This window comes from Pseudothauera nasutitermitis (assembly GCF_004801295.1).
Classification (GTDB): domain Bacteria; phylum Pseudomonadota; class Gammaproteobacteria; order Burkholderiales; family Rhodocyclaceae; genus Pseudothauera; species Pseudothauera nasutitermitis.
Genome location: NZ_SSOC01000007.1, coordinates 17,849 through 43,461, shown reverse-complemented (window position 1 = coordinate 43,461; position 25,613 = coordinate 17,849). Strand labels below are relative to the sequence as shown.

Here is a 25,613-nt window from a genome sequence, read left to right as displayed (position 1 = left end):
GGGGTCAGGCGTTGCCTTCGCTCTTCTGCTCGTCCAGCCAGTACAGCAGGTCGTCGGTGATGTCGTCCAGCTCGGTCTGCGAATAGCCCAGGAAGCGCGCGGCCGGCTCGCGGCCCTTCACCCACTCGGCGTCCTGCGAGGTCCGCAGGTAGGTGCCGACCACGTGCTCGGCGATCAGGTTGATCGCCACCAGCGTGCGGGCCTCGCCGCCCGGCCCTCCGCCGGCGGCGAAGATCGAATAGTCGTGATGGGACAGGATGCCCTGGCTGACCTCGTCGGCCAGCCCCCAGGAGCGCGCCAGCAGATAACCGATGACCGCGTGGTTGGTGCTCAGCGCCTCGTCCTCGACTTCGGTGAACCAGCGGTCGGTGGTCTGGTTGGCCACCCGCAGGACGTCCTTGTAGTTGGGAAAGCGCTGGACCAGCAGGGGAATGCCGCAGTCGCGGAACAGCCCGAAGGTGTAGGCGGTTTCCGGGCGCGCGCCGCCGACCACGCGGGCGAGTTCGGCGCTGGCCGCGGCGGTGTAGCGCGAACTGTCCCAGAAGCGTTCGAGCGAGGCATCGGTGGCGGTGATGGAACTGCGCAGCAGGGCTTCCTGCACCAGGTTGGTCAGCAGGCCGAAGCCGAGCAGACGGGTGGCTTCGTCCACCGAGGCGATCTTGCGCCGCACGCCGAGCAGCGGGGAGTTTGCCGAGCGCACCACGACGGCCGCAAGGCCGACGTCCTGGCCGATCAGCTGGGCGACGCGCTTGCCGTTGGTCAGGGGTTTGCGCAGTTCCTCCATGACCTGGGCGAGGACGGCGGGACAGGCGGGGATGTTGACGTCGCGCAGGGCGTCGTCGGCCAGGGATTCTTCCGTGCTCTGCATGGCTGTGGGAAATGGTGGCTTGTCAGCGGAATCAGGCCGACAGCATACCATGCCGGCCGGCCTCCGATTCCGTGCAGATTACGCAGTGGAGCCGTTTTCCGTATATCAGTAGGGCAGCTGCACGCCCGGCCACACGGCGTTCAGTGCGCCGCGGAAGTCATCCTGGATGCGCGCCAGCGCGGCCTCGTCGTCGGCCTCGAAGCGCAGCACGACCACCGGCGTGGTGTTGGACGGGCGGGCCAGGCCGAAGCCGTCCGGGTATTCCACCCGCACGCCGTCGATGGTGATGACCCGGTCGGCGCCCGCGAAGCGGGCCTGTTCGCGCAGGCGGTGCACCAGTTCGAAGGGTTCGCCCTCGTTCATGCGGATGTTCAGTTCCGGGGTGCTCACCGCGTCCGGCAGCGCCTTCAGCACCGCGCTGGGGTCGGCGTTGCGCGAGAGGATCTCCAGCAGGCGGGCGCCGGCGTACAGGCCGTCGTCGAAGCCGTACCAGCGTTCCTTGAAGAACACGTGGCCGCTCATCTCGCCGGCCAGCGGCGCGCCGGTTGCCTTGAGCTTGGCCTTGACCAGCGCGTGGCCGGTGTTCCACATCAGCGGTTCGCCGCCGTGCCGGCGCACCCAGCCGTCCAGGTTGCGGGTGCATTTGACGTCGTAGAGAATCTGCCCGCCCGGCACGCGCGCCAGCACGTCGGCGGCGAACAGCATGAGCTGGCGGTCGGGGTAGATGATCTCGCCGTCCTTGGTGACCACGCCCAGGCGGTCGCCGTCGCCGTCGAAGGCCAGGCCCAGTTCGGCGTCGGTGTCGCGCAGGGCGCGGATGACGTCCTGCAGGTTTTCCGGGCGCGAGGGGTCCGGATGGTGGTTGGGGAAGCGGCCGTCCACCTCGCAGAACAGTTCGACCACCTCGCAGCCCAGGCGGCGGAACAGTTGCGGGGCGATGCCGCCGGCCACGCCGTTGCCGCAGTCGATGACGATCTTCATCGGTCGTGCGAGCTTCACGTCGCCGCACACGCGGTCCAGGTAGGCGGCGCGCACGTCGGCCCGGCGCAGCCCGCCGGCACCGTGGGTGAGCGCGTTGTCGGCGATGCGCCGGCGCAGGGCCTGGATCTGTTCGCCGTACAGGGTGTGGCCGCCCAGCACCATCTTCAGGCCGTTGTAGTCCGGCGGGTTGTGGCTGCCGGTGACGCTCACGCAGGAGTCGGTGCCCAGCTCCCAGGCGGCGAAGTAGCTCAGCGGCGTGGGCACGCAGCCGATGTCGACCACGTCCACCCCGGCGGCGCGGATGCCGTCGGCCAGCGCGCCGGCGAGCGCCGGGCCGGACAGGCGGCCGTCGCGGCCCACGGCGATCTCGCGCTGGCCGCGTGCCACGGCTTCGGAACCGAGGGCGTGGCCGATGGCGCGCACGGCGTCCTCGGTGAGGGTTTTGTCGACGATGCCGCGAATGTCATAGGCTTTGAAGATTTCGGCGGCGGGCAGGGCGTGTGCGGTGGTCATGGAGGGTCCGTGGCAGGTGGCGGCGGGCGTGGGCGCGCCGGGAATGGCGCGCGGGGCCCATTATTCCAGAGCCGGCCGGGCGCTTGAACCCGCCGCAGCGCGCAGGGCCGCCTTTCTCAGCGCGAAAGGGTGTCGAAGTATTGCAGCAGGCGGGCGGGCAGCCAGTCGATACGGCCGGGGAAGGCGCCGTGCAGGAAGCCGACGTGGCCGCCATGCCTGGGACATTCGAAGCGCACCGCGGGGGACAGTTCGCCCGCCTGCGGCAGCGCGGCCGGCGGCACGAAGGGGTCGTTGCGGGCGTTGAGCAGCAGGGTGGGCACGCGGATGCCGCCCAGCCACGGGCGGCTGGAGGCGCGCCGCCAGTAGTCGTCGGCGCCGGCATAGCCGTGCACCGGGCCGGTATACACGTCGTCGAATTCGTACAGGCTGCGTGCGCGGCGTACCCGCTGGGCGTCGAACAGGCCGGGGTGGCGGGCGTGCTTGGCGAGCGCCTTGCCGCGCAGCGTGCGCAGGAAGTGTTCGCTGTACAGCCGGTTGAAGCCCTGGCCGAGGGCGCGCCCGGAGATGCTCAGGTCGAGCGGCGGGCAGACCGCCGCCGCGCCGGCGACCAGCCCGGTGGCCTCTTCGGCGCGTTCGCCCAGCCATTTCAGCAGGGCGTTGCCGCCCAGCGAGACGCCGGCGGCGAACAGCGGCGCGCCGCCGGCCAGCGGGGCCATGCGGCGCAGGATCCAGTCGATTTCCGCGCTGTCGCCGGAATGGTAGGCGCGCGCGAGCCGGTTCGGCTCGCCCGAGCAGCCGCGGAAATGCGGTACCACGCCGCGCCAGCCGCGCGCGTCCAGGGCGCGCAGCAGGGCCCGCGCGTAGTGCGAGCGGCTGCTGCCTTCCAGGCCGTGGAACAGTACGACCAGCGGGCGGTCGGCGCCGTGCGGGGCGGCGAGCCAGTCGAGGTCGATGAAGTCGCCGTCCGGGGTGTCCCAGCGCTCGCGGCGCAGGGCGGGGGCGTGGCCCTTGCGGGCCAGTGGCCAGAGGGTCTGCGCATGCGCGCCGGGCAGCCAGAACGGGGTACGGAAGGTGCTCACTCGATGCACTCCGGGGCGGCCGGGCCAGGTGGTCTGGCGCCGCCGTACCGGGTGCATGCCCCGGGCACGGCGCGCGGGCTCAGTGGTGGCCGGCCGGCCGCTCGCCGGTGAACACGTAGTGCGCGCTGCAGTACGGGCAGGTGGCCTGGCCTTCCTTCAGCACGTCGAGGAACACGCGCGGATGGCGCGCCCACAGTGGGGCGTCGGGTTGCGGACAGTGCAGCGGCAGATCGTGCGCGGTCACCTCGACCGCGTGATTCTTGTCGGTGTTTTCGGCCATGATGGGCTCCGTTCAGACGTAGGCCAGCCAGTGCTGGTATTCCGGCGCGCGGCCGCCGACCACGTCGAAGAAGCGCGCCTGGATGCGGGTGGTGAGCGGGCCACGCCGGCCTTCGCCGATGCCGCGGTCGTCGAGCTCGCGGATCGGCGTGACTTCGGCGGCGGTGCCGGTGAAGAAGGCTTCGTCGGCGATGTAGATGTCGTCGCGGGTGAGGCGCTTGGCCTGCACTTCGTAGCCGAATTCACGGGCGATCTGGATCACCGAGTCGCGGGTGATGCCGGTCAGCGCGGAGGCGATCTCGGGTTCGTAGATCTTGTTGTCCTTGATGACGAACAGGTTCTCGCCCGCGCCCTCGGCGACGAAACCCTGGTTGTCGAGCAGCAGCGCCTCGTCGTAGCCCTGCTTGGTGACTTCCAGGTTGGCCAGGATGGAGTTGGGGTAGGTGCCGGCCAGCTTGGCGCGCGGCATGGTGGAATTGACGTGGTGGCGCGTGTAGGACGAGGTCTTCACGCGGATGCCCTTTTCCAGGCCTTCCTCGCCCAGGTAGGCGCCCCACGGCCAGGCGGCGATGGCCACGTGCACGGTGGAGCCGACCGTGGAGATGCCCATCTTTTCGGAGCCGTAGAAGGCGATCGGGCGCAGGTAACACGATTCCAGCTTGTTGGCGCGCACCACTTCCTTCTGCGCTTCCATCAGCACTTCCTTGCTGTACGGAATGTCCATCATGTAGATCTTGGCGGAGTTGATCAGCCGCTGGGTGTGCTCGGCCAGACGGTAGATGGCGGTGCCGTTGTCCGTCTTGTAGGCGCGCACGCCCTCGAACACGGCCAGGCCGTAGTGCAGCGAATGGGTGAGCACGTGGGTGTTCGCTTCGCGCCACGGCACGAGCTTGCCGTCGTACCAGATGAAGCCGTCGCGGTCTGCCATCGACATGGTGTGGATCTCCAGCGGTGTGTAGTTGTGCGGGCGTCCGCCGGCAGGCGGATGCAACCGCGCAATTCTAACGCAAAGCCCGGGTGCCGGACCCGCCGCCCGGCAGCCCGGCCGGAGCGCAACCGGCCGTCACACCGTCCGCCCCGAGCGCCACTGTCCGCGGGCGGGGCGGACCCGTTCAGACCTTCGCCCGACCGAGGCGCAGCGCGTTGCCGACCACGGAGGCGGAGCTGAGGCTCATGGCGAGCGCCGCAATCAACGGTGACAGCAGCAGGCCGAAGGCGGGGTAGAGCAGCCCGGCCGCGACGGGCACCCCCAGTGCGTTGTAGAGAAAGGCGAACAACAGGTTCTGGCGCATGTTCCCGACCGTGGCGACGGACAGGTTGCGGGCGGTCACGATGCCGCGCAGATCGCCCTTGACCAGGGTCAGATGGGCGCTGCTCATCGCGACATCGGTTCCGGTACCCATGCGATGCCGACATTCGAGCGCGCGAGCGCCGGGGCGTCATTGATGCCGTCGCCGGCCATGGCGACGATGCGGCCTTCGGCCTGGAACTTGCCGACCAGATCGTCCTTGTCGGCAGGTCTGACTTCGCCATGGACCTCGTCTATGCCCAGGCGGGCACCGACCGCGCGTGCCGTGGTCAGGCCGTCGCCCGTGGCCATGATGATCCGCAGCCCGCTTGCCCGCAGTGCTTCGAGGGCTTCCGGCGTGGACGCCTTGAGCGGATCGGCGACCGCGATCAGGCCGGCGGGCTCACCGTCGACGGCCAGATACATCACGCTGGCTCCCTGGAGCCGCAAGGCCTCGGCGCGTTCGGCGAGGGTTTGCCAGGCCACCTGTTCGTCCGCCATCAGCGCCGTGTTGCCCAGGGCCACGCGGCGGCCGTCCACGCTGCCGCGCACGCCGATCCCGGATGAGGACTCGAAGCTCTCCGGCTTGCCGAGCGCGAGCCCGCGCCGGCGGGCCTCGGCGACGATGGCATGGGCCAGCGGATGTTCGCTCCCCTGGTCGAGGCTGGCCGCGATGCGGAGCACCTCGGATTCGCTCCAGGCGGGGGCCGCGACGATGCCGTGGAAGGCGGGGCGCCCTTCGGTCAGGGTGCCCGTCTTGTCGACGATCAGCGTGTCGACCTTGCGGAGCGCCTCGATGGCCGCCGCGTCGCGGAACAGAACGCCATGGGTGGCGGCTTTGCCCGTGGCCACCATCACGGACATCGGCGTGGCCAGGCCGAGGGCGCACGGGCAGGCGATGATCAGCACCGCCACCGCGTTGATGAGGCCGTAGGCCCAACTCGGCTGGGGACCGAAGAACCCCCATCCAAGGAAGGTGGCGATCGCGACGAGGACCACGACGCTGACGAACCAGCCGGCGACGACGTCGGCCAGGCGCTGCATCGGCGCGCGCGAGCGCTGCGCCTGCGCGACCATCTGGACGATCTGGGACAGCATCGTCTGCGTACCGATCCTTTCCGCCACCATGACCAGGGTGCCGCTGGTGTTGAGCGTGGCGCCGATCACCTTGTCGCCGGCCCGCTTGGTCAGCGGAATCGGCTCGCCGGTCAGCATGGACTCGTCCACCGCGCTCTCGCCTTCGGCGACCACGCCATCGACCGGCACTTTTTCGCCCGGGCGGATACGCAGCCGGTCGCCGGGATGCACGTGCGTCAGCGGAATGTCCTCCTCGCCGCCGTCCGGGCGGATGCGGCGGGCGGTCTTGGGGGCCAGGCCGAGCAGCGCCTTGATTGCCGCACCGGTTTGCGCGCGCGCCTTCAGCTCCATCACCTGGCCGAGGAGCGTCAGCGAGATGATGACGGCCGCCGCCTCGAAGTACACCGCGACGTGTTCGCCCATCCGGAATGAGGCCGGAAACACTTCCGGGGCGACGGTGGCGATCACGCTATACGTGTAGGCCGCGCCGGTGCCCAGGCCGATCAGCGTCCACATGTTGGGGCTGCGGTTACGGATCGACTGCGCACAGCGCACGAAGAAGGGCCGGCCCGACCAGAGGACGACGGGTGTGGCCAGCGCCAGTTCGACCCATGGACGGGCCGCACCGAACAAGGGATCGAAGACCCCTCCGGACATCGCAATCACCGTGACGAGCACGGTGAGCGGCAGGGTCCGCCAGAACCGGTGGCGAAAATCGGCAAGTTCCGCATTGTCCCCGTCCGCAGCGCCTGGCATCACCGGTTCGAGCGCCATGCCGCATTTCGGGCAGGTGCCCGGGCCGGTCTGGCGAATCTCCGGGTGCATCGGGCAGGTGTATTCCGCGCCGGGGTCGACTGCGACGGCCGGTCGATGGTCGTGATGATGGGCATGGCCGGAGTGCGTGCCATGCACAGGCTCATGGGACATGCCGCTTCTCCCTGTTTTTCCGTTGCCGAATACAGGCACAGGCGCAGTGCTTTGCACACAGGCTACGCCCCGCATGCTTGCCGACCGCTGACCGCTGCATTACAAATCCGTCACCGTCGTGACCCCGGACGTCGGACCTGGGGCTGCGCCGGCCTTACCGGCGTGCGACTGCCAGCACGGCCAGCCAGCTCGCCAGCGCCAGGCAGGCCAGCGTCAGAAGCTGCGGCAGGGCGGCGGCGAGGGGGGCGCCGACCTGGTTGAGGCGCAGCGAAGCCTGGATGGCCGCGGTGCTGGGCGACAGCCAGCGCAGCCATTCCAGCGGCGCGGGCAGCGCTTCGGCGGGCCAGGAGAAGCCGCCCAGGAAGGCCAGCGGCAGGCTGGTGAACAACACCACCTGCAGGGCCCGTTCGCGCTCGGCAAACCACCAGCCGAGCAGCGCCGCGCAGCCGGCCACGGCGGGGACGAACACCGCCAGCAGGGCGAGCGCGCCCAGCGGATTGCCGCCGCTGGGGTAGCCGTGCCAGACGAAGACCCAGCCGAAGTAGTACAGCCCCGAGACCCAGCCCGGCACGCACAGCGCCAGCAGGCGCGCGGTCCATGTCGTGGTGCCGGCGTGCGCCAGGCCCTGTTCGCGCCAGGTGCCGACCAGCAGGGCGCCGCCCATCAGCAGCGTCTGCTGCAGGATCAGCAGCGCCACGGCGGCCACGACGAAGCTGCCGTAGCCCTCGGTGGGGTTGAACAGGGCCTCCATCTGCAGGTTCAGCGGCGAGCGGCTGGCTTCCGCCTGCAGGGCGCTCTGCCCGCCGGCCTGCAGGCGGCGCAGTTCCACGCCGGCCGAGACGGTGCCGAAGGCTTCCGCGAAGCCGTACTGCACCTGCTTGCTGACCAGCGGATAGCCGCCGTGCGCATAGACCGGGATGACCACCTCCTCGGTGCGCACCACGCTGCGCTTGAGGCCGCGGTGCAGTAGCGCATAGCCGTAGATGTCCCCGCGCAGCAGGGCCTGCCGGGCCTGCGCTTCGTCGCCGGTGACCAGCACCACCGCGATGCGCGGGCTGGCGTCGGCGAAACGCGCCATCTGCCGCGCCAGGCTGCTGTTGTCCTGCGCCACCACGGCCACCGGCACGCGCTGCACCACTTCCTGGCCGTAGAACCAGGGGTAGAAGAAGCCGTACAGCACCGGTGCGCCCACCAGCAGCAGGACCACGCCCTTGTCCCGCAGCAGTGCGTTCAGGGTCTGCAGCCAGGCGGCCAGGAAGCCGGAAGGGGGGTCGGCCTGGCGGGCCATTGGGGGCGTTTGCATTTCAGCGTCCGCCCCATTTGTCCGGCCGCGCCAGCGCACGGCGCAGGCCCCAGGCGGCCAGGGCGAGCAGGATCAGGGTGGCCAGGGTCATGCCCGCCACCACCGGCAGGCTCTGGGCGATGGGGGCGCCGGCCTGCAGTTGTTCGATCTGCAGGCGGGCATAGTGGGTGTAGGGCATGGAGACGGCCCAGCCGCGGGCGGAATCCGACATGGCCAGCAGCGGAAAGCCCACGCCGCTGAAGGCGAAGGCCGGCGCTGACAGCAGGCCCGCGCCGGACAGCGCGGTGCGCAGCGACAGCGTGGCGGCGGCGAGCAGGGCGCCGGCAGCCAGGCTGACGGCCACCAGCGCGGCGAGCGCGACGCCCACCCAGGCCAGGCTGCCGGCCACGTGCCAGCCGCGCGCCAGGGTCAGGAACAGCAGGGCGGCGAGGCCGATTGCGCTCATCGACAGCCAGGGCAGGGCCAGCTTGCCGGCCAGCGCGGCCAGCGTCTGGCTCCAGTCGCCGCCGCGCAGCCAGGCGCCCAGGCTGCGGTCGCGCAATTCCCGTCCTACCGACCAGGCCCCCGCGGTCATCGCCAGGATGTGCAGTATCGCCGGGACCAGCGCCGCGGCGAGGAACTGTTCATAGTTGGTGGAAATGTTGAACAGCGCGATCAGATTGGTCTTGATCGGCTCCATGCGCACCTGCAGCACCTGCTGCGGGTCGCCGCGCCGGGCGCGGGCGCGCATTTCGATGCCGGCCGACAGGGTGGCGACGACCTGGCGCACGTCGCGCTGGATCAGGCTGGAGTGGGTGGCCAGTTGCGCGTTGTGCAGCAGCGTGACCTGCCCGGCCTTGCCCTGCTTGACGTCGCGCGTGGTGCTGTGCGGGATGTGCACCACGCCGTAGACCGCCATGGACTGCAGCGCCCATTGCGCCTCGGCGCCGTTGAGTACCGGCTGCGCGACGGACAGGCCGGGCGCGGCGTCCAGCATGCGGGTCAACTCGCGCGACAGGCTGGTGTGGTCTTCGTCCCACACGGCGACGGGCAGGCGCTGGGGCAGCCCGGCGGCGAAGATCCAGCACATCAGCAGCACGGCCAGCGCCGGCACCCAGAAGACCATCGCCAGATCCCAGGGGCGGGCGCGCAGCAGGCGCCATTCGCGCCGCAGGCTGGCCAGCGCCGCCTCAGATGCCATCCCCGACCACCACGCTCATGCCGGGGCGTGCGCCTTCGATGGGTTCGAGCGGACGGGCGCGCACTTCGAAGGTGCGCGCATCGAAGCCCTGTCCGGCCCGGGTGGCGCGCCAGGTGGCGAAGTCCGGCAGCACGCCGAGGTAATACACTTCGAAGGTGGCCTCGTGCCGCTCCAGGGCCGGCAGGCGTCCGGTGAAGCGGCTGCCCTTGGCGAAACGGCCCAGATGCTCCTCGCGCACGTGCAGCACCACCCACTGGTCGTTCAGATCCACCACGGTGACCACCGCCACGCCCTGGGGCGAGAGCTCGCCGACCCGGGCCAGCACCTGCGCCACTTCGCCGCCCACGGGGCTGCGCAGGCGGGTTTCGACACGTGCGGCCTCCACCTCGGCGATCACCCCCTCGACCTGGCGGGCCTGGGCCTCGGCGGCGGCGCGGTCTTCCTCGCGCGCGCCGGCCAGCGCCAGTTCGTACTGCGCCCTGGCCGCAGCAGCCTGGTCGCGCGCCGCGCGGTGGTTGGCGCGCGCCTCGTCGCGTTTCTGCTCGGCCACCAGCCCTTGGGCGAACAGGTTGTCGACGCGCCGGTAGGAAATTTCGGCCAGTTCGGCGGCGGTTTGCGCGCGCTGCCAGTTCAGCCGCGCCATCTGGATTTCCTCCGGGCGGGCGCCCTTGTTGGCCTTGTCGGCCACTGCCTGCGCGGCGGCCTGCGCCGCCTGGGCCTGGGCCAGTTTGGCTTCGACTTCGGGGCTGTCCATTTCGACCAGCAGGTCGCCGGCCCGGATCTGCTGGCCTTCTTCCACCAGCACCTGGGCGATACGGGCGGTGACCTTGGGCGCGACGTCGGTTTCGCGCGCTTCCATCTGGCCCTGGAAATAGGCTGGCGCGGGCTGCGCGGCGCGCCAGAAGCCCCAGGCGACGAAGACCAGGATGCCCAGCGCCGCGAGGGCCGTGACGATGGGGACGGTGCGGGATCGGTTGCTGCTCATGGGCGGGTTCAGAGTGGATTCAGGGTGCGCGGGGGGAGATCAGGATGTCGGCCTGCGCCAGGTACTGGGGGAACTGCTCGGACTGGCCGGTGCTTTCTAGCAGGGCGGCCAGCGCCTGCACGTATTGATTGGCCGTGGCGGCACGTTGGGTCTGGACCCTGGCCAGATCGAGCTGGGCATCGATCAGTTCCAGCGTGGTGCTGGTGCCTTCGCGCAGGCCGGCCGTGCGCAGGCGCAGCACTTCACGCGCCAGATCTTCCCGGGTCTGCTGCGCCAGGTACTGGCCGCGGGCGTGTTCCACGTCCAGCCAGTTCTTCTCGACCAGCAGGGCGATGTCGCTGAGCGCCTGGTCGTGGCTGCGTTCGGCCTGCGCGACCTTGTGCAGCGAGGCACGGGCCAGGGTATTGCGGTCGATGCTGTCCCACAGCGACCAGCGTACGGCGACGCCCGCCACCCAGTTGGGCTTGCCGACCGTGTTCACTTCGTGCGAACCGAAGGCCAGCACCTGCGGCCTGCGCAGGGCCTCCTGGGCCTCGTGCAGGAATTCGGCCTGGCGCTTCTTGGCCTGCACCTTGTCCAGCCCCGGGTGCTGGCGCTGCGCGGCCTCGATGAACTGCGCCAGCGGTGGCAGCGGCCGGCTGTGTACGAACAGCGGCGAGGCCGGTTGCACGCCGTCGTGGGCCTTCAGGCTGCGGGCCAGTGCGGTGGCGGCCAGTTCGGCGGCGTCGCGTGCCTGGCGGGCCTGATGCCGCGCGTCGGCCAGCGCCGCCTGCGCCTGCAGCCGCTCCACCTGGGAAATCATGCCCGCGTCGAGCAGGCCCTGCGCGGCGGCATCGTGTTCGCGCACCGCGTCCAGCGCGCGCTCGTGCAATTGCGCGGCGCGCTCGGCCAGTTGCGCACCGAAGTAGCGCTGCACCAGCAGCGAGGCCAGCGCGTGCCGATTGCCGGCGGCGTCGGCCAGCGCCTCGTCGGTCAGCGCGTCGAGTTCGCCGCGCACCGCGTCGGAAAAGCCGCCCACGTAGAGCGGCCAGACGACCGACAGGCTGGCCGTGGCATTTTCGTCCTTGCGCTGCAGGTTGTACGAGTTGGGCAGGCTGGGCAACTGCCCGACCGCACCGCCGACCTGCGTCGGCAACTGGCCCACCGCGCCTCCCAAGGCCCGGCGCGCCGGGTCCAGGTCCAGATCGACGTTGGTCGAATAGGCATAGCCCAGCCCGGTGAACGCCACCGAGGGGCCGCCCAGCCTTTGCATGCCCTCGCGGCGCAGGCGGGCGCTTTCGATCGCTTCGTTGGCCGCCGCCAACTGGTCGGAGCGGGCGTAGAGCCAGTCGCGCGCCTGTTCGAAGGTGACCGGTGTGGGGGGGATGGGGGCCGGTGCGCGTGCAGCGTCTGTTGCGGCGGGCGCGGTGTAAGGCGGGGCCGCTTCGGCGGCCTCGTGCGCCCAGGCGGTAGGGGCGCATGCGCTGGCGGCCAGCGCCCACACCAGCGCCCGGTACCGCATATGGGCGCCCGCGCGGTGCGGCGCGGCCGCCGCATTCGCCCTGCTGCTCACCGGGGCATGCATCCTGCGCCCTTCAAGCGTTGATTCACGATTTCTCACGGCTCCAGACCACTTCGGTTCGATGCATGCATGCGCCGGACCGGCACTCCCGCGCCGGGCTGTCACACGTTTACGACAGCAGCATGGCGGTGTGGCCCGGGACCGTCAACAATACCCCGGGATCATGCGGGCCGCGGGAAGGTCCTGCGGGCGCCGGTGGACCGGATGGGACGGTGCGCCGGCCGGGGCGGTAGAATCCCGGTTTTTGCCGAGCCGCCAAGATGCAGCGCAACTGGAAACCCAACGTCACCGTGGCCGCGGTCATCGAACGCGATGGCCGCTTCCTGCTGGTGGAGGAGGAGACTGCGGAGGGGCTGCGCTTCAACCAGCCCGCAGGCCATCTGGAGGAGGGCGAATCGCTGCTCGCCGCCAGCGTGCGCGAAACGCTGGAGGAAACCGCCCACCACTTCATGCCGGACTGTCTGGTCGGGGTCTACCAATGGCCGCGCCCGCAGGGCGATCTGACCTACCTGCGCTTTGCCTTCGGCGGCCGGGTGGCGGGCGAGGAAAGCGGCCGTACGCTGGATGCCGGGATCGTGCGCGCGGTGTGGCTCACCCCGGAAGAAATGCAGGCCTGCGCCGACCGCCACCGCAGCCCGCTGGTGATGCAGTGCGTGGACGACTGGCTGGCGGGACGCCGCCATGCGCTGGACCTCATCCGCCACTACGACGCGGCATGAAGCGGGCGATACCGATTTTCGCGCTGGCGGTGCTGGGCAGCGCCCAGGCCGCGCCGGTGGTCGAGGTCTGCTACAACTATGGCTGTGTGCAGCGTGCCGAGGTGCGCTTCGCCCCGGCGCGGCTCGAGGCGCTGGTGGACGGCCTGCGCGCGGCAGAGCGTGCGGAGGAAGAGCGCGCCGCGCTGGCCGTGGTGCTCGGCGGCCTGTATCGCCTGGCCGGCGAGCAGACCCCGGTGGGGGCGGATCGCGCCGGCAACCTGCTGGACGCCGGCGTGGAGGGACGCATGGACTGCATCGACCATTCCACCTCCACCACCGCATTGCTGCGCATGCTGGAGACGCGGGGCAGCCTGCGCTTTCACCGGGTGCTGGAGCCTGCCCGCCGCACCCGCTTCATCCTGCAGCACTTCTCCGCGGTGATCGAGGAGATCGAGCCCGTCGCGCCCCTTGCGGAGCCGGTCGCGGTGCCCGACCATGTCGGCCTGCTGCTGGCGGCTTGCGATTGTGCCGAAGTGCTCGACGACATCCCGCGCCCGCCTGCGCCGCCGCCCGGCAACCCCGGCGCGCGCTTCGTGGTGGACAGCTGGTTCGTCGACAACGGCGAACCGGCCGTGGTGCTGCCGCTGCAGGACTGGTTGAATGGAGAAGGACCGAATGTCCAGTGAATCTGTGAAGCCTGCCGCCGATGGGCAGGGCATGAAGGTGGTCGTCGGCATGTCCGGCGGCGTCGATTCGTCCGTGACCGCATTGCTGCTCAAGCAGCAGGGCTACCAGGTCACCGGCCTGTTCATGAAGAACTGGGAGGACGATGACGATTCCGAATACTGTTCCACCCGGCAGGATCTGGTGGACGTCGCCTCGGTGTGCGACGTCATCGGCATCGACCTGGAAGTGGTGAATTTCAGCAAGGAATACAAGGAGCGCGTGTTCGCCGACTTCCTGCGCGAATACGAGGCCGGTCGCACGCCCAACCCGGACGTGCTGTGCAATTCCGAGATCAAGTTCCGCTGCTTCCTCGACCATGCCATGCAACTGGGCGCGGAGCGCATCGCCACCGGACACTACGCCCAGGTGCGTAAATGGACCAACGACGGGCGCAGCGAATATCAACTGCTGAAGGCCGAGGACGGCACCAAGGACCAGAGCTACTTCCTCTACCGGCTCAACCAGGAACAGCTGTCCCGCACGCTGTTCCCGCTCGGCGCGCTGTACAAGCGCGAGGTGCGCGCGATCGCCGAACGGGCCGGCCTGCACGTCGCTGCCAAGAAGGATTCCACCGGTATCTGCTTCATCGGCGAGCGTCCCTTCCGCGAATTCCTGATGCGCTATCTGCCCACCCAGCCGGGCGAGATCCGCGCGCTCGACGACGGCCGTGTGCTCGGCGAACACCAGGGGCTGATGTACCACACCATCGGCCAGCGCAAGGGCCTGCTGATCGGCGGCATCAAGGGCAACCAGGACGAAGCCGGCGAGCACGAGGCCTGGTACGTGGCGAAGAAGGACGTGAAGGCCAACGTGCTCTACGTGGTGCAGGGGCACGACCACCCCGCGCTGCGCCGCGAGCGCCTGGAGGCGGCCGACCTCAACTGGGTCGCCGGGCGCACGCCGCGTACCCACTGGGTGTATACCGCCAAGCCGCGCTACCGCACGCCGGACATGCCCTGCCAGATCGAGCGCGTCGACGCCGAACGCGCGGAGATCGTCTTCGCCGAGCCGCAGTGGGCGCTGACCCCCGGGCAGAGTGTGGCGGTGTACGAATCCCGGGTCTGTCTGGGCGGCGGCATCATCGTCTGAGCCCGCCGCGCCGTGCGCCTCAGTCCTGCGGCTTGTCGTCCTCGGCGGCCGTTTCGGCGGCGTGCTGGCCGAGCAGCCTGGCGACCAGCGGATTGACCTTGGCGGCGGCCTGCCCGCCGCCGGAGGCCGCGCCGAAGCGCGAAGGCGACGGGGCGCCTTTCATGCGGTTGTTGATCTTCAGGCCCTTGAGCTTTTCGAGGTCGGTGCGTTTCATCGGCGCGGTGGATCGTTCAGGGTAGCGGCAGCGCGGCGGGCGTGCCGTGGAGATGGTCGCGGCACAGGGCGCCGAAGGCCTCGCAGCGCGCGATGAACTCGCGCGTGCTCTTGGGCATCGGCACCCGCGCGCGGGTGATGTAGGTGACCAGGTCGCGGCCTTCGCACAGCAGCCGCTGTCCTTCACTGGCGAACTGCAGGGCTTCCTTCGGCGAGGTCGGGGTGATGCGCGGCGCACAGGCACCGAGGGTTTCGGAAGCGACCACGAAATCCGCCCAGACCGCGAAGATGGCGTGGTCGGTGCGCAGCGTCTCGCACTTGATCTTGGCCGCCGTGGCGAAGTGGCGGATGTGTTCCGCGATGTCGTCGAACAAGGGGCAGCCGCTGAACACCGAGATCATCACCGCGGCGATGCGGTCGATGTCGCGCAGGGTCTGGGCGATCTTGATGTAGCGGCTCTCGTAGAAGGACTCGACCGGAATCGAGAACGCGCGGAACGGTTCGCCCCACAGTTCGTCGATGCCTTCGTCGCCGCTGCGGTGCAGCACCAGTTTGCCCAGGGTGAGTGCTTCCTGCAGGCAGTCGCCGCATTCGCGCATCAGGGCGTTGTCCTGGTCGATCTCCACGCCCTGTTCCTGCAGTTCGACCAGCTTGGTGAAGATGTCGGTGGCGCGGTTGAACAAGGCGCCGGCCAGCATCGCGCCCATGACGCGCTTGCGCGCCGGGTCGACTTCGCTTTCGAAGGCCGCGCGGGCTTCGCCCACGCGCCGGCCGGGAATGTTGATGCCGTGCTCGACGTGGTTGAACAGCCGGCGCGTGAGCGCGCCGATCAAGGCTTTCTTGGCCTGCAGGGTGTCGGCCGGGGGGTCGTAGGTCTTGATCCAGTAGCCGTCGTAATACACGCGCTGAACCCCGTCGATGTCGCGGACGGTGCCATTGGCGATGGGCGTTTCCATTGCTGAGAGCGTCTTCCTTGCCTTCATGTTGGGCAAGTGTAGGCTAATAAAGCCCCGTTTGTGCAGTGCAATGTCGAGCCCGTGGGGCCGGGGTGCGTGCCCGACGCCGACGTAGACCAGCGGATGGGGGTGGAAGTGCCCGTGGCCGGGGCGTGTTCAGGCGAAATCGGCGGGGATCACCGCGCGCAGCACGGTCTGCGTTTCACCATCGCGCACGCGATTGGTGAACCACCACAGCGCGCCTTTCTTGATGGTCCAGTCGGCCTCGGTGCCGGCCAGCAGCAGGGAGGCCAGGTGGCCGAGCGCGGGCTGATGGCCGACCACCAGCACCGAACCGCCGGCATCGGGCCAGCCGGTGGCGGCGAGCAGGTCGGCGACGTTGCCGTCCGGGCCCAGTCCGTTGGCCACTTCGAAGTTGTCGGTGAAGGCCTTCGCGGTCTGCCGCGTGCGCACGGCGGGGCTGCTCAGCACGCGCAGGCGTTTCGGTTGGTGCGCGTGCAGCCATTGCGCCACCGCGCGGGCCTGTTTGCGGCCGCGCTCGGTCAGTTCGCGGGCGAGATCGGGCATGCCTTCGATGGCTTCGGCGTGACGCCACAACAACAGATCCATGCATTCCTCCGTTTGGCAGGGCGCATAGTCTGGGCGCGCGATATTACATGGCGATGAAGCGCCCGCAGCCACTCAGGTCCGCCAGGGCGCGCGGCCCCACAGCAGCGGGCGGACTTCCTGCAACGTGCGCCGGCGCAGGCGGGCATAGCGCGGGCCGTGCCAGCCGGCCACGAAGGCGGTGGCCGGGCGCAGGCTTTCGTCTTCCTCCGCCCAGTTGTCCAGGCGGCCGCGCGCCACGTCTACGTCGTTGAGGAAGCCCAGGGTGTCCTGCGCGCGCACCAGCGTGTCCAGGTAGCGCGCGGTGGATTTGGCGGGCAGCAGCGGGGCGAAGAATTCGACGCCGTAGCGCAGTTGCTTGAGGGCGATGCGCAGGGCGTGCAGGCGTGCCGGGATGAGGCTGTCGGAAGCTTCGAAGCGGCGCCGCGCACGCTTGCGCAGGCGGCTCAGGCGCAGGCGGGAGAAGGTGACCAGATCGGCGGAATCGATCAGCGGATTGGTCGGCAGGCAGTGCAGCGCCAGGGTGAATTCGAGCATCAGCCGTCCCTGACCGGCGGCGTCCAGGCCGCGCACGGCGGCCTGGCGGGCTTCGGCGCGCGCGGCGCGCGCCACTTCCAGCAGGCGGGGCAGGGCGTCGCCCTCGGTGAGCCAGTCGGGCACCAGCGGGTCGAGCAGTTCGGTGTTCAGCACGTCGAGGTCGCGTGCGCTGCCGAAGCGCTCGGCGGTTTCGCGCAGGCGCTCGCCCCAGGTGTCGGTGAAGCCGGCCGGCAGGGCCGGTTCGAACAGGCGCAGCAAGGAGCGCAGGCGGCGGGTGGCGATGCGCAGCTGGTGGATGAACTCGGGGGCGTCGTCGTTGTGCCCGGCCGCGCCGTGGGTATTGGCCTGCCATTGGCGCAGGGCGGAGAAGGCCAGCGTGCGGAAGGCTTCCACCGGGTCCATGCGCGCGTTGATCGTTGAGGCTTCCGCGCGTGCCGGGCGGGCATGCTGGTCGAGGAACAGGCGGTATCCGCGCTCGGCCTTGGACATGTCGTTGGGCATCAGCGGCACGCCGCGCGCCAGTTCGCAGGCCAGTTCGAGCAGGTCGGTGGCGCGGCCGGACTGCAGTTCGAGTTCCAGTTCGCAGATCGGCGCGCGGCGATCGCCGGCGATGACTTCGCCGCGATCGATCATCAGCAGGATTTCGGCGCCGTTGGCGGCACGGTGCAGGCGGGTCTCGCGGCGGAAACGGGTGTTGAACACCGGCACCAGGGTGGCAGCGTGGCGGGCGAGCAGCTTGGCGGTGGCGGGGTCGTCGACCTGGGAGAAATCGAAGGCGTCGCGGTAGGGCTGTTCCCACTCGGGCCGGCTGGACAGGCCGCCGGCCGACTGTGCGGCGCATTTGACGGTCTGCAGCAGGACCCGCCCACGGCGGCGGATGCGCACGGCGACCTTGCGCGCCTTGAGGGCGAGGTCGGCGGTGTCGTGGTAGGTGTTGTCCAGGGTGACCGCGTTGCCGAGCTTCTCGGCACCGGCGACCAGGGGGTGGCGGCGCAGGGCCGCGAGGGCCCTGGGCGGCAGACTCAGCTTGAGTTCAATTTCCTCGCTCATGCAGCCGATTCTAGCCGTCCGCTGCCCGCGCGTCATGCTCGGAAATATTACATGTCACATTACAGCGGGCAATGCTCCGGGCATTCAGCCGAAAGCGGCCTCCTGGCTGGCTTGCTGACCCTGGTTGTCGGTCCAGCTGACCTTGACGCGGTCGCCGGCCTTGGCGCTGTCGAGATAGAAGGCGAACAGCGGGTTGGGCGACACGGCGGGGCCGAGCTGGCCGCGCACGATCACCTTGCCGTTGTGCTCGACGAGCAGATCGCGGATGTAGTGGGCGGGGATCAGATCGCCGGAGGGACCACGGCGCAGGCCGGATTCCATCGGGTGGGGCATCAGTACGCGGATCTCGCCGGCGCCGTTGCGCACCATGGCGCGGATGCGGATTTCGTTGCTCATCAGTGGTTTCCTCCTCAGACGCCGCAGCCGCCGATGGTGACCTGGACCGGGCGCGAGACGAGATACTTGGCGTCGCCGGCTTCCGCCAGCACGCGCACCGTGGAACTGCGGTTGAGCTTGACGCGCCCGTGGAAGCGCGCCTGCACGCCGGGGGAGAACTCCAGCTGCATGGCCAGCGGCTGCGGGTTGTCATCCACCAGCACGGAGATGCGCCGGGTGTCGGGCAGCTTGCTGGTGATGTCGAGCGGCACGCTGGCGCCGTTCTCGGCGACGTCCGGCGCTTCGAGGAGCAGGTCGGCGCTGCTGCGGGTTTCGCTGGCGCCGAGTGCCTGCAGGGCGGCGGCCAGGGTCTTGGCCTCGAACGGCGGGCGCGCGGCAAGGCCGGCGGCCCGCGCGGCGAGCGGCAGGCCGCCGGCCAGCAGGGCGCCGAGGGCGGCGCAGTGGTGGAGGAAACGTCGTCGGTTCATGGGATTCCGGTTCGGGTTGATGACGGTATTGTCCGGGGTTCGGTCCCGGGCCGGAAGGGCCCGGGGGTGTTGTCCTTTGAATCCTTGGTTATATCGGCGCGCGCTTGGTTCAATCGGTGCCGAATACCTGGGCCCAGAGCGTGCGCACGGGCGCGCGGGCGGCCTCGGCTTCGTCGGGATCGACGCGCGAGGGCTGGTCGTTGAGGCGCTGGCGGTGCTGCAGGCGGCGGAACAGACGGTAGCTGTCGCCGCAGGCGGCGGCCAGGCCGGCGGGAATCAGCCCGAGTTCCGCGGCGATGCGCAGCAGGGCGATGTTGCCGAGGTTGCCGGTGAGGCGCGGGTGCGCGTGGGCGTGGCCGAGCACGAGGTACTGCACGAGGAATTCCACGTCGATCAGACCGCCCTCGTCATGCTTGAGGTCGAACAGCTCGCTCTTGCCGGCGTGCGCGTCGCGCATCTTCCTGCGCATGGCGAGCACTTCGCGGCGCAGTTCGGCGAGGTCACGCGGCAGGCGCAGGACTTCCTCGCGGATGCGCTCGAAGGCCGCGCCGAGCGCCGGGTCGCCGGCGGAGAAGCGCGCGCGGGTGAGGGCCTGGTGCTCCCACACCCAGGCGGATTCGAGCTGGTACTTGCGGAAGGCCTCGAGCGAGCAGGCGATCAGCCCGGCGTCGCCGTTGGGGCGCAGGCGCAGGTCGGTTTCGAACAGGATGCCGGCGGCGGTCTGGCTGGACAGCCAGCTGTTGGTGCGCTGGGCGAGGCGCGAGTACACCTCGGCGGCTTCCGGCGCATCGTCGTCGTAGAGGTAGACGATGTCGAGGTCGGAGGCGTAGCCCAGTTCCTTGCCGCCCAGCTTGCCGTAGCTGATCACCGCGAAGCGCGGGTCGTCGCGGTGGCGGATCTTGATCTTGCGCCAGACCACCGGCAGGGTCAGGGCGAGCAGGGTGTCGGCCAGCTCGGAGAGGTGGTCGGCGAGCTTTTCCACGGTGAGCAGGCCGGCGATGTCCTGAGTGAGCAGCTGGAACACGCGGGCGTGGTGCTGTTCGCGCATCAGGTCCATCTGGCGCTCCATGTCCGGTTCGACGGCGTCGAGCTGTTCGGCCAACTGCGCGCGGAAGGCAGCGAAGTCCGGGGCGGTTTCCAGATTGCGGTCGTCGAGCAGTTCGTCGAGCAGGATGGGGTGGCGGGTGAGGAACTGCGCGGCCCAGCGCGAGGCACCCATCAGGTCGGCGACCCGCCGCAGGGCCTGGGGATACTGCTGCAGCAGGGCCAGGTAGGCGCCGCGCCGGCTGATCGCTTCCATCAGGTCCAGGCAGCGCGCCAGGGTTTCGTCCGGGCCCTTGCAGCGCGCGGCGGTTTCCACCACGCGTGGCATCAGCGCGTCGAGCCTGCTGCGGATGTGGTCGGGCAGCTGGCGGTAGCGCGGGCCGGCGTGGATGGCGGCGAGGCGCTCGGCGGCGGCGCGCGGGTGGCGGTAGCCCAGTTCGGCGAGATCCGGGGTGCAGCGTTCGGCGTCGCCGGCGCAGGCCCACACGTCGTCCAGGCGGTGGCCTTCCTCGCTGGGGTCGCCGAACACTTCGTCGAAGTGCCGGCCGACCACGGCGCGGTGGCCGTCCAGTTCGGCGAGCAGCGCGTCCCAGTCGGCGTGGCCCATGGACCGGGCGATCAGCGCGCGGTCTTCGGGGTTTTCCGGCAGGTCGTGGGTCTGCGCGTCGTCGAGGTATTGCAGGCGGTGCTCCAGGCGGCGCAGGAAGACATAGGCCGCGGTCAACGCCTCGACCGAGGCGGGCGCCAGCAGGCCGCGTTCGGCCAGGCCGGCGAGCACCCGCAGGGTGGGGCGCACCTGCAGGCCGCTGTCGCGTCCGCCGCGGATCAACTGGAACACCTGGGCGATGAATTCGATCTCGCGGATGCCGCCCGGCCCCAGCTTGATGTTGTGCGCGCGGTCGCGCCGTGCCACCTCGCGGCGGATCTGCGCGTGCAGGTCGCGCATGGCGTTGATCGCGCCGAAATCCAGGTACTTGCGGAACACGAAGGGGCGGGCGATGTTCTCCAGTTCGCGCCAGCGTTCGCCGTTGAGCACGCGCGCCTTGATCCAGGCGTAGCGTTCCCACTCGCGGCCCTGGGTGATGAAGTAGTTCTCCAGCATGTCGAAGCTGGCCACCAGCGGGCCGGAATCGCCGTTGGGGCGCAGGCGCATGTCCACGCGGAACACCTGGCCGTGCTCGGTGACCTCGGCGAGCGCCTGGATGAGCTGCTTGCCGAGCCTCTCGAAGAACTCGAAGTTGCTGATGACCTTTTCGCCGCCGGTGTCGCCGTCTTCCGGGTAGACGAAGATCAGGTCGATGTCGGAGGACACGTTGAGTTCGCGCCCGCCCAGCTTGCCCATGCCGATCACCAGCAGTTCCTGCTCCCAGCCGGTGGGTGACAGCGGCAGGCCGTAGCGCCGCACCAGGTTCTCGCGCAGCACGTCGTGCGCGCTGCGCACGGCGACCTCGGCCAGCACCGTCATGCTTTCGGTGACTTCGGCGAGATCCGCGCGGCCGTTCAGGTCGCGCGTCATGATGTGGCAGATCACCCAGGTGCGCAGGTCGCGCAGTGCGGCCTTGAGGGTGTCCGCGCCGGGTTCGCGTTCGTCCAGGAAGGCCTGCATGGCGGCAGCGTCCGCCGGACGATCCAGCGTGGCGGCCAGGCGTTCGCCGAGCCACGGGCGGCAGGCCAGCATGCGGCGCAGGAAGCGCGACAGCGTGGCGGCTTCGCGGAGGTCGTCGGGCAGGTCGGAAAGCTCGCTGGACATGGGTGGCGGGTGCTCCAAGATTGTTAGAATCCGTCGCCCGTTGCATTTTGAGATTGCCGGCGCACAGCGGACGCGACGATGATTGTAGCCAAGCTGGCCGGGCCCGGGCCCTGCCACGGCCTTTCGCCCGGTTTGTCCGCCCTGCCATCCATCTCTTTCCGCCATCGATGAGCGATTCGCCCGTACCGCCTCCGACCGCCGCGCCGGCCGCCTCGCCCGTGCGCGATGCGCGGAGGCTCGGGCGCTTCGCGCTGCGTCTGGCGGTGCTGCTGTATTTCATCGCCGGCGGGCTGTTCCTGTTCGTGCGCGAGGTCGCCGTGCCCCGCGTGGCGGAGTACCGGCCGCGCATCGAGGCGGCGCTGGGCGCGGCCATCGGCCTGCCGGTGCGCATCGATGAACTGAGCGCGGACTGGTCCGGGCTGCGCCCGCGCCTGCACATCGGCGGGCTGCAGATCAGCGAGGCGGACGGCAGCGCCGCGCTGCGCTTCGAACGCGTGGATGCGGTGCTGGCCTGGTCTTCGCTGCTGCGTCTGGGGCCGTATTTCCACCGTCTCGAACTGTTCTCCCCCGAACTGGCGATCCGCCGCGACGCGCAGGGGCGCTTCTTCGTCGCCGGCCTGGAGGTCGACCCGGGGGCCGGCGACAGCGACGGCGGCGCGCTCGACTGGCTGCTGGCACAGCGTGAAATCCTCATCCGCGACGCCGTGCTGGGGTGGACCGACGAGTTGCGCGGCGCGCCCGAACTGCGCCTGGAACGGGTGTCCTTCCGCCTCGAACGGCGCGTCGGGCGCCACCGCTTCGGCCTCACCGCCGAGCCGCCCGCCGGCCTGGCCTCGCGCCTGGATCTGCGCGGCCGCCTGGCGGCCGCGGGCGGCGAGGATCCGGCGGACTGGCGGGGCGAGCTGTACCTGGCCCTCGACCACGCCGAACTGGGCGCCTGGCGCCCGTGGCTGGATTATCCGGTGGAGCTCTCCGGCAGCGGCGGGGTGCGCGCCTGGATCGGCCTGGAGGGCGCGGAGCGCAACAGCCTGGCGGTGAATCTGGCGCTCGACGGGGTGAGCACGCGCCTGGCGCCCGAACTGCCGGTACTCGATCTGGCCAGCCTGCGCGGCCGTCTGGATGTCCGCCGGGGCCTGGGCACGCTGGCGTTGCAGGCACGCGAACTGGGCCTGCAGACCGGCGACGGCGTGGCGCTCGCGCCGGTCGATCTCGATCTGACGCTGCGCGACGCCGGCGCGGCGGACGGCGAGGGCGGGGAGTTCCAGGCCAGCCAGCTCGATTTCGCCGCGCTGGCGCGCCTGGCGGCGCATCTGCCGCTCGACGACAGTACCCGCGCGCGGCTGGCCGCCTTCGACCCGCGCGGCATGGCGAACGGGGTGCACGTGGGCTGGCAGGGAGATGTGGCGGCGCCAGAGCGCTGGAGCCTGCGAGGCCGTTTCGACGGCATCGGGCTGGCGGCGCAGGGCGTGCTGCCCGGTCTGGGCGGCCTGTCCGGCGAGGTGGATGGCGACGAGCGCGGCGGGCGCTACCGCATCGCCGGCAGCGATGCCTGGCTCGATCTGCCCAAGGTGTTTCCCGAACCGCGCCTGAGTTTTTCCATGTTGCGCGCGGAAGGCGGCTGGACGCGGCGCAACGGGCGATTCACACTGGAACTGGATTCCGCCGTGTTCGAGAATCCGGATGCGGCCGGCAGCGCCTCCGGGCGCTACTGGCCGGCGGCCGGCGGGCCGGGGGAGATCGACCTGAACGCGCGTCTGACGCGCGCCGACGGCCCGGCGGTGTGGCGCTACATGCCGCTGGTGGTCAACCAGGACACGCGCACCTGGCTGCGCCACGGCATCGTCGGCGGCAGCGCGCCGGAAGCGCGCCTGCGCCTGCATGGCGATCTGGCCAGGTTTCCGTTCCGCGACGGGGTGGGTGGGCAGTTCCTGGTGACCGCCAAGGTGGCCGGCGCGCGCCTGGACTATGCCGAGGGCTGGCCGTCCATCGAGGGCATCGACGGCGAACTGCGCTTCGAAGGCGCCTCGATGCGCATCACCGCCGAGCGCGGCAGCATCTACGGCGTGCACCTATCCGGGGTGAGCGCCGATCTGCCCGATCTGGAAGCCCATGGCGAGGAGACCATGACCATCCGCGGGCACGCGGCGGGTCCCACCGCCGATTTCCTGCGCTTCGTCGCCAACAGCCCGGTGGCCGGGCGCATCGACCGGTTCACCGACGCCATGCGCGCCGAGGGCAACGGCGATCTCGACCTGACCCTGGTGATGCCGCTGCGCAAGGCCATCAACACCACGGTAGCAGGCAGCTTCCGCTTCGCCGACAACCGCCTTTGGGTGGTGGACGGCCTGCCCCCGCTGGAATCCGCCAGCGGGCAGCTGCGCTTCACCGGCGATACCCTGGCCATTCCCGAGGCGCGCGCGCGCCTGCTCGGCGAACCGCTGACCCTCAGCGCGCGCACCGGCGCCGACGGCGTGGTCGGGTTCTCCGCCAGCGGTATGCTGAATGCCGCCGCGCTGCGCCAGGAACTGGGCTGGCCGGTGCTGGAGCACGTGTCCGGCGTCACCCCCTGGCAGACCGACATCCAGTTGCGCAAGGACGGTACGCGGGTGCATGTGCAGTCCGAACTGGTCGGGCTGTCCGCCAGTCTGCCCGCACCGCTGAACAAATCCGCGACGGAGCGCTGGCCGCTCCAGGTGGAGGTCGACTCGCTGGCCGGCGGCCAGCGCCAGCGCGTCACCGCCTCGCTGGGCGAGCGCCTCGCGCTGATGCTGGAACGCCAGTCCACGCCGCTGGGCTGGGCGGTCGAGCGTGGCGGGCTGGGGGTGTTCCGCCCGGCGCGTCCGGTGGCTGGCGGGGTGCAGGTGGATGCGCGCCTGGACGAACTGGATGTCGATGCCTGGCGCCGCGCATTGGGCGAAGGGGAGTCGGCGGGGGGCGGCTTGCCGCTGGCCGGCGTGAATCTGAGCACGGGGCGCCTGTTGGCCTTTGGCCGGACCCTGCATGATCTGGAACTGCGCGCCAGCGCGCACGCAGCCGACTGGCAGGGCACGCTGGAAAGCCGCGAGGCCGCCGGGCAGTTCGATTGGCTGGGCGCCGGGGCCGGCGCCCTGCGTGCCCGGCTCGCGCGTCTGCATCTGAGCCCGGCCGAGGCGGAAGCGTCGGCGCGGGTGGAGGATGCCTCCGCCGCCGAGGAAGGCCCCCGCCGCCTGCCGGCGGTCGATCTGCTGGTCGATGCGTTCACCTTTGGCGAACGGGATTTCGGCGAGCTGGAAGTCAAGGCGGTCAACCGCAGTGGAGAGTGGTTGCTGGAAACGCTCGGCGTGCGCAATGCCGACGGACGTCTGAGCGGCCAGGGCGCCTGGCGTCCGGGGCTGCGTCCGGTCACCCGGATGGATTTCAACCTGGAAGCGGACAACGTCGGTCGCCTGCTGCGCCGCCTGGGCTATCCCGACGCGGTGCGCGACGGCCGCGCGCGGCTCGAAGGCAAGCTCGACTGGCGCGGCCATCCGCTCACGGTGGATTACCCCTCGCTGTCCGGCGAGATGAAATTGGAGGCGGAAAGCGGCCAGTTCAACAAGCTCGAGCCGGGCGTCGGCCGCCTGCTCGGCGTGCTCAGCCTGCAATCGCTGCCGCGCCGCATCAACCTGGATTTCCGCGACGTATTCTCTGAAGGATTCGCCTTCGACCGGGTTTCGGGTAGCATCGCCGTGGATGCGGGCGTGATGCGTACCGAAGACCTGCTGATCCGCGGGCCGGCGGCGCGCATCGCCCTGCGCGGCAGCGTCGATCTGCAGGCTGAGAGTCAGGATCTGCGGGTCACCGTGCAGCCCACGCTGAGCGAATCGATCGCCATCGGCGCGGCGGCGGGGCTGATCAACCCGGTGGCCGGGGTGGTGACCTACATCGCCCAGAAGGCGCTCAGCGATCCGATCGAGAAGCTGCTGGCCTTCGATTACGCGGTCAGCGGCCCGTGGAGCGAGCCGAAGGTCGAGAAACTCACCGGACGCGAGGCGCGCGCAACAACCCCCATCGAATGACTT

General features: G+C 70.3%; 20 protein-coding genes and 1 pseudogene. 4 read left to right on the top strand and 17 right to left on the bottom strand.

Annotation, left to right across the window (positions count from 1 at the left end):
* Window positions 1-4: 4 nt before the first annotated feature.
* The 10 genes and pseudogenes from E6C76_RS18415 to E6C76_RS18370 all read right to left on the bottom strand — a co-directional run bounded on the left by E6C76_RS18415 (window position 5) and on the right by E6C76_RS18370 (window position 12,032).
* Window positions 5-868 carry an HDOD domain-containing protein gene (locus E6C76_RS18415; RefSeq protein ID WP_136349719.1) on the bottom strand — a complete coding sequence of 288 codons (864 nt, stop codon included), beginning with the start codon at window positions 866-868 and terminating at the stop codon, window positions 5-7.
* A 105-nt stretch (window positions 869-973) separates the two neighbouring features.
* Window positions 974-2,362 carry a phosphomannomutase/phosphoglucomutase gene (locus tag E6C76_RS18410; protein ID WP_136349718.1) on the bottom strand — a complete coding sequence of 463 codons (1,389 nt, stop codon included), beginning with the start codon at window positions 2,360-2,362 and terminating at the stop codon, window positions 974-976.
* Window positions 2,363-2,478: 116 nt separating this feature from the next.
* Complete coding sequence (locus tag E6C76_RS18405) at window positions 2,479-3,441, bottom strand: hydrolase (protein ID WP_230976321.1); 963 nt, start codon at window positions 3,439-3,441, stop codon at window positions 2,479-2,481.
* 79 nt (window positions 3,442-3,520) lie between these two features.
* On the bottom strand, window positions 3,521-3,721 hold the full coding sequence (locus E6C76_RS18400; RefSeq protein WP_136349716.1) for a zinc-finger domain-containing protein: 201 nt from the start codon (window positions 3,719-3,721) through the stop codon (window positions 3,521-3,523).
* A gap of 12 nt (window positions 3,722-3,733) precedes the next feature.
* Complete coding sequence (locus E6C76_RS18395) at window positions 3,734-4,654, bottom strand: branched-chain amino acid transaminase (RefSeq protein ID WP_136349715.1); 921 nt, start codon at window positions 4,652-4,654, stop codon at window positions 3,734-3,736.
* 178 nt (window positions 4,655-4,832) lie between these two features.
* Window positions 4,833-7,012 (bottom strand): annotated as a pseudogene (locus E6C76_RS18390) (copper-transporting P-type ATPase).
* Window positions 7,013-7,166: 154 nt separating this feature from the next.
* The gene (locus E6C76_RS18385; RefSeq protein ID WP_211090287.1) at window positions 7,167-8,315 is read right to left on the bottom strand and encodes an ABC transporter permease; all 1,149 of its coding nucleotides are present in this window, start codon (window positions 8,313-8,315) and stop codon (window positions 7,167-7,169) included.
* A 1-nt stretch (window position 8,316) separates the two neighbouring features.
* Complete coding sequence (locus E6C76_RS18380) at window positions 8,317-9,495, bottom strand: ABC transporter permease (RefSeq protein WP_211090286.1); 1,179 nt, start codon at window positions 9,493-9,495, stop codon at window positions 8,317-8,319.
* Complete coding sequence (locus E6C76_RS18375; protein ID WP_136349714.1) at window positions 9,485-10,480, bottom strand: HlyD family secretion protein; 996 nt, start codon at window positions 10,478-10,480, stop codon at window positions 9,485-9,487. Before E6C76_RS18375 ends, E6C76_RS18380 begins: the two co-directional genes overlap by 11 nt.
* Before the next feature lie 19 nt (window positions 10,481-10,499).
* Window positions 10,500-12,032 carry a TolC family protein gene (locus E6C76_RS18370; RefSeq protein ID WP_211090285.1) on the bottom strand — a complete coding sequence of 511 codons (1,533 nt, stop codon included), beginning with the start codon at window positions 12,030-12,032 and terminating at the stop codon, window positions 10,500-10,502.
* A gap of 269 nt (window positions 12,033-12,301) precedes the next feature.
* On the opposite strand from E6C76_RS18370, the gene E6C76_RS18365 reads away from it, so the two are divergent.
* The 3 genes from E6C76_RS18365 to mnmA are packed head-to-tail and all read left to right on the top strand — an operon-like array spanning window position 12,302 to window position 14,554.
* Window positions 12,302-12,760, top strand: coding sequence for an NUDIX hydrolase (locus E6C76_RS18365; protein ID WP_136349713.1), 459 nt, complete (start codon window positions 12,302-12,304; stop codon window positions 12,758-12,760).
* The gene (locus E6C76_RS18360) at window positions 12,757-13,425 is read left to right on the top strand and encodes a hypothetical protein (protein WP_136349712.1); all 669 of its coding nucleotides are present in this window, start codon (window positions 12,757-12,759) and stop codon (window positions 13,423-13,425) included. The genes E6C76_RS18365 and E6C76_RS18360 overlap by 4 nt, the downstream gene beginning before the upstream one ends.
* Window positions 13,426-13,456: 31 nt before the next feature.
* Window positions 13,457-14,554, top strand: coding sequence for a tRNA 2-thiouridine(34) synthase MnmA (mnmA, locus tag E6C76_RS18355; protein WP_136349854.1), 1,098 nt, complete (start codon window positions 13,457-13,459; stop codon window positions 14,552-14,554).
* Between the two features lie 19 nt (window positions 14,555-14,573).
* Here mnmA and E6C76_RS18350 read toward each other — a convergent pair whose 3' ends face one another.
* The 7 genes from E6C76_RS18350 to glnE all read right to left on the bottom strand — a co-directional run bounded on the left by E6C76_RS18350 (window position 14,574) and on the right by glnE (window position 21,573).
* Complete coding sequence (locus tag E6C76_RS18350; protein WP_136349711.1) at window positions 14,574-14,768, bottom strand: hypothetical protein; 195 nt, start codon at window positions 14,766-14,768, stop codon at window positions 14,574-14,576.
* Between the two features lie 16 nt (window positions 14,769-14,784).
* The gene (locus E6C76_RS18345; protein WP_136349710.1) at window positions 14,785-15,723 is read right to left on the bottom strand and encodes a hypothetical protein; all 939 of its coding nucleotides are present in this window, start codon (window positions 15,721-15,723) and stop codon (window positions 14,785-14,787) included.
* A gap of 156 nt (window positions 15,724-15,879) precedes the next feature.
* A complete protein-coding gene (locus E6C76_RS18340) occupies window positions 15,880-16,332 on the bottom strand; it encodes a SixA phosphatase family protein (protein WP_136349709.1) in 453 nt (150 codons plus the stop codon).
* 72 nt (window positions 16,333-16,404) lie between these two features.
* Entirely contained in the window at window positions 16,405-17,916 is a 1,512-nt protein-coding gene (locus E6C76_RS18335) for a CYTH and CHAD domain-containing protein (RefSeq protein ID WP_136349708.1), read from the bottom strand.
* Window positions 17,917-18,000: 84 nt separating this feature from the next.
* Window positions 18,001-18,312: a thiosulfate oxidation carrier complex protein SoxZ gene (gene soxZ / locus E6C76_RS18330; protein WP_136349707.1), complete on the bottom strand. Its 312-nt coding sequence runs from the start codon at window positions 18,310-18,312 to the stop codon at window positions 18,001-18,003.
* Between the two features lie 14 nt (window positions 18,313-18,326).
* Window positions 18,327-18,779 carry a thiosulfate oxidation carrier protein SoxY gene (locus E6C76_RS18325; RefSeq protein WP_136349853.1) on the bottom strand — a complete coding sequence of 151 codons (453 nt, stop codon included), beginning with the start codon at window positions 18,777-18,779 and terminating at the stop codon, window positions 18,327-18,329.
* 109 nt (window positions 18,780-18,888) lie between these two features.
* Window positions 18,889-21,573: a bifunctional [glutamate--ammonia ligase]-adenylyl-L-tyrosine phosphorylase/[glutamate--ammonia-ligase] adenylyltransferase gene (gene glnE, locus E6C76_RS18320; RefSeq protein ID WP_136349706.1), complete on the bottom strand. Its 2,685-nt coding sequence runs from the start codon at window positions 21,571-21,573 to the stop codon at window positions 18,889-18,891.
* Window positions 21,574-21,740: 167 nt separating this feature from the next.
* On the opposite strand from glnE, the gene E6C76_RS18315 reads away from it, so the two are divergent.
* The gene (locus E6C76_RS18315; protein WP_136349705.1) at window positions 21,741-25,610 is read left to right on the top strand and encodes a YhdP family protein; all 3,870 of its coding nucleotides are present in this window, start codon (window positions 21,741-21,743) and stop codon (window positions 25,608-25,610) included.
* Window positions 25,611-25,613 lie beyond the last annotated feature (3 nt).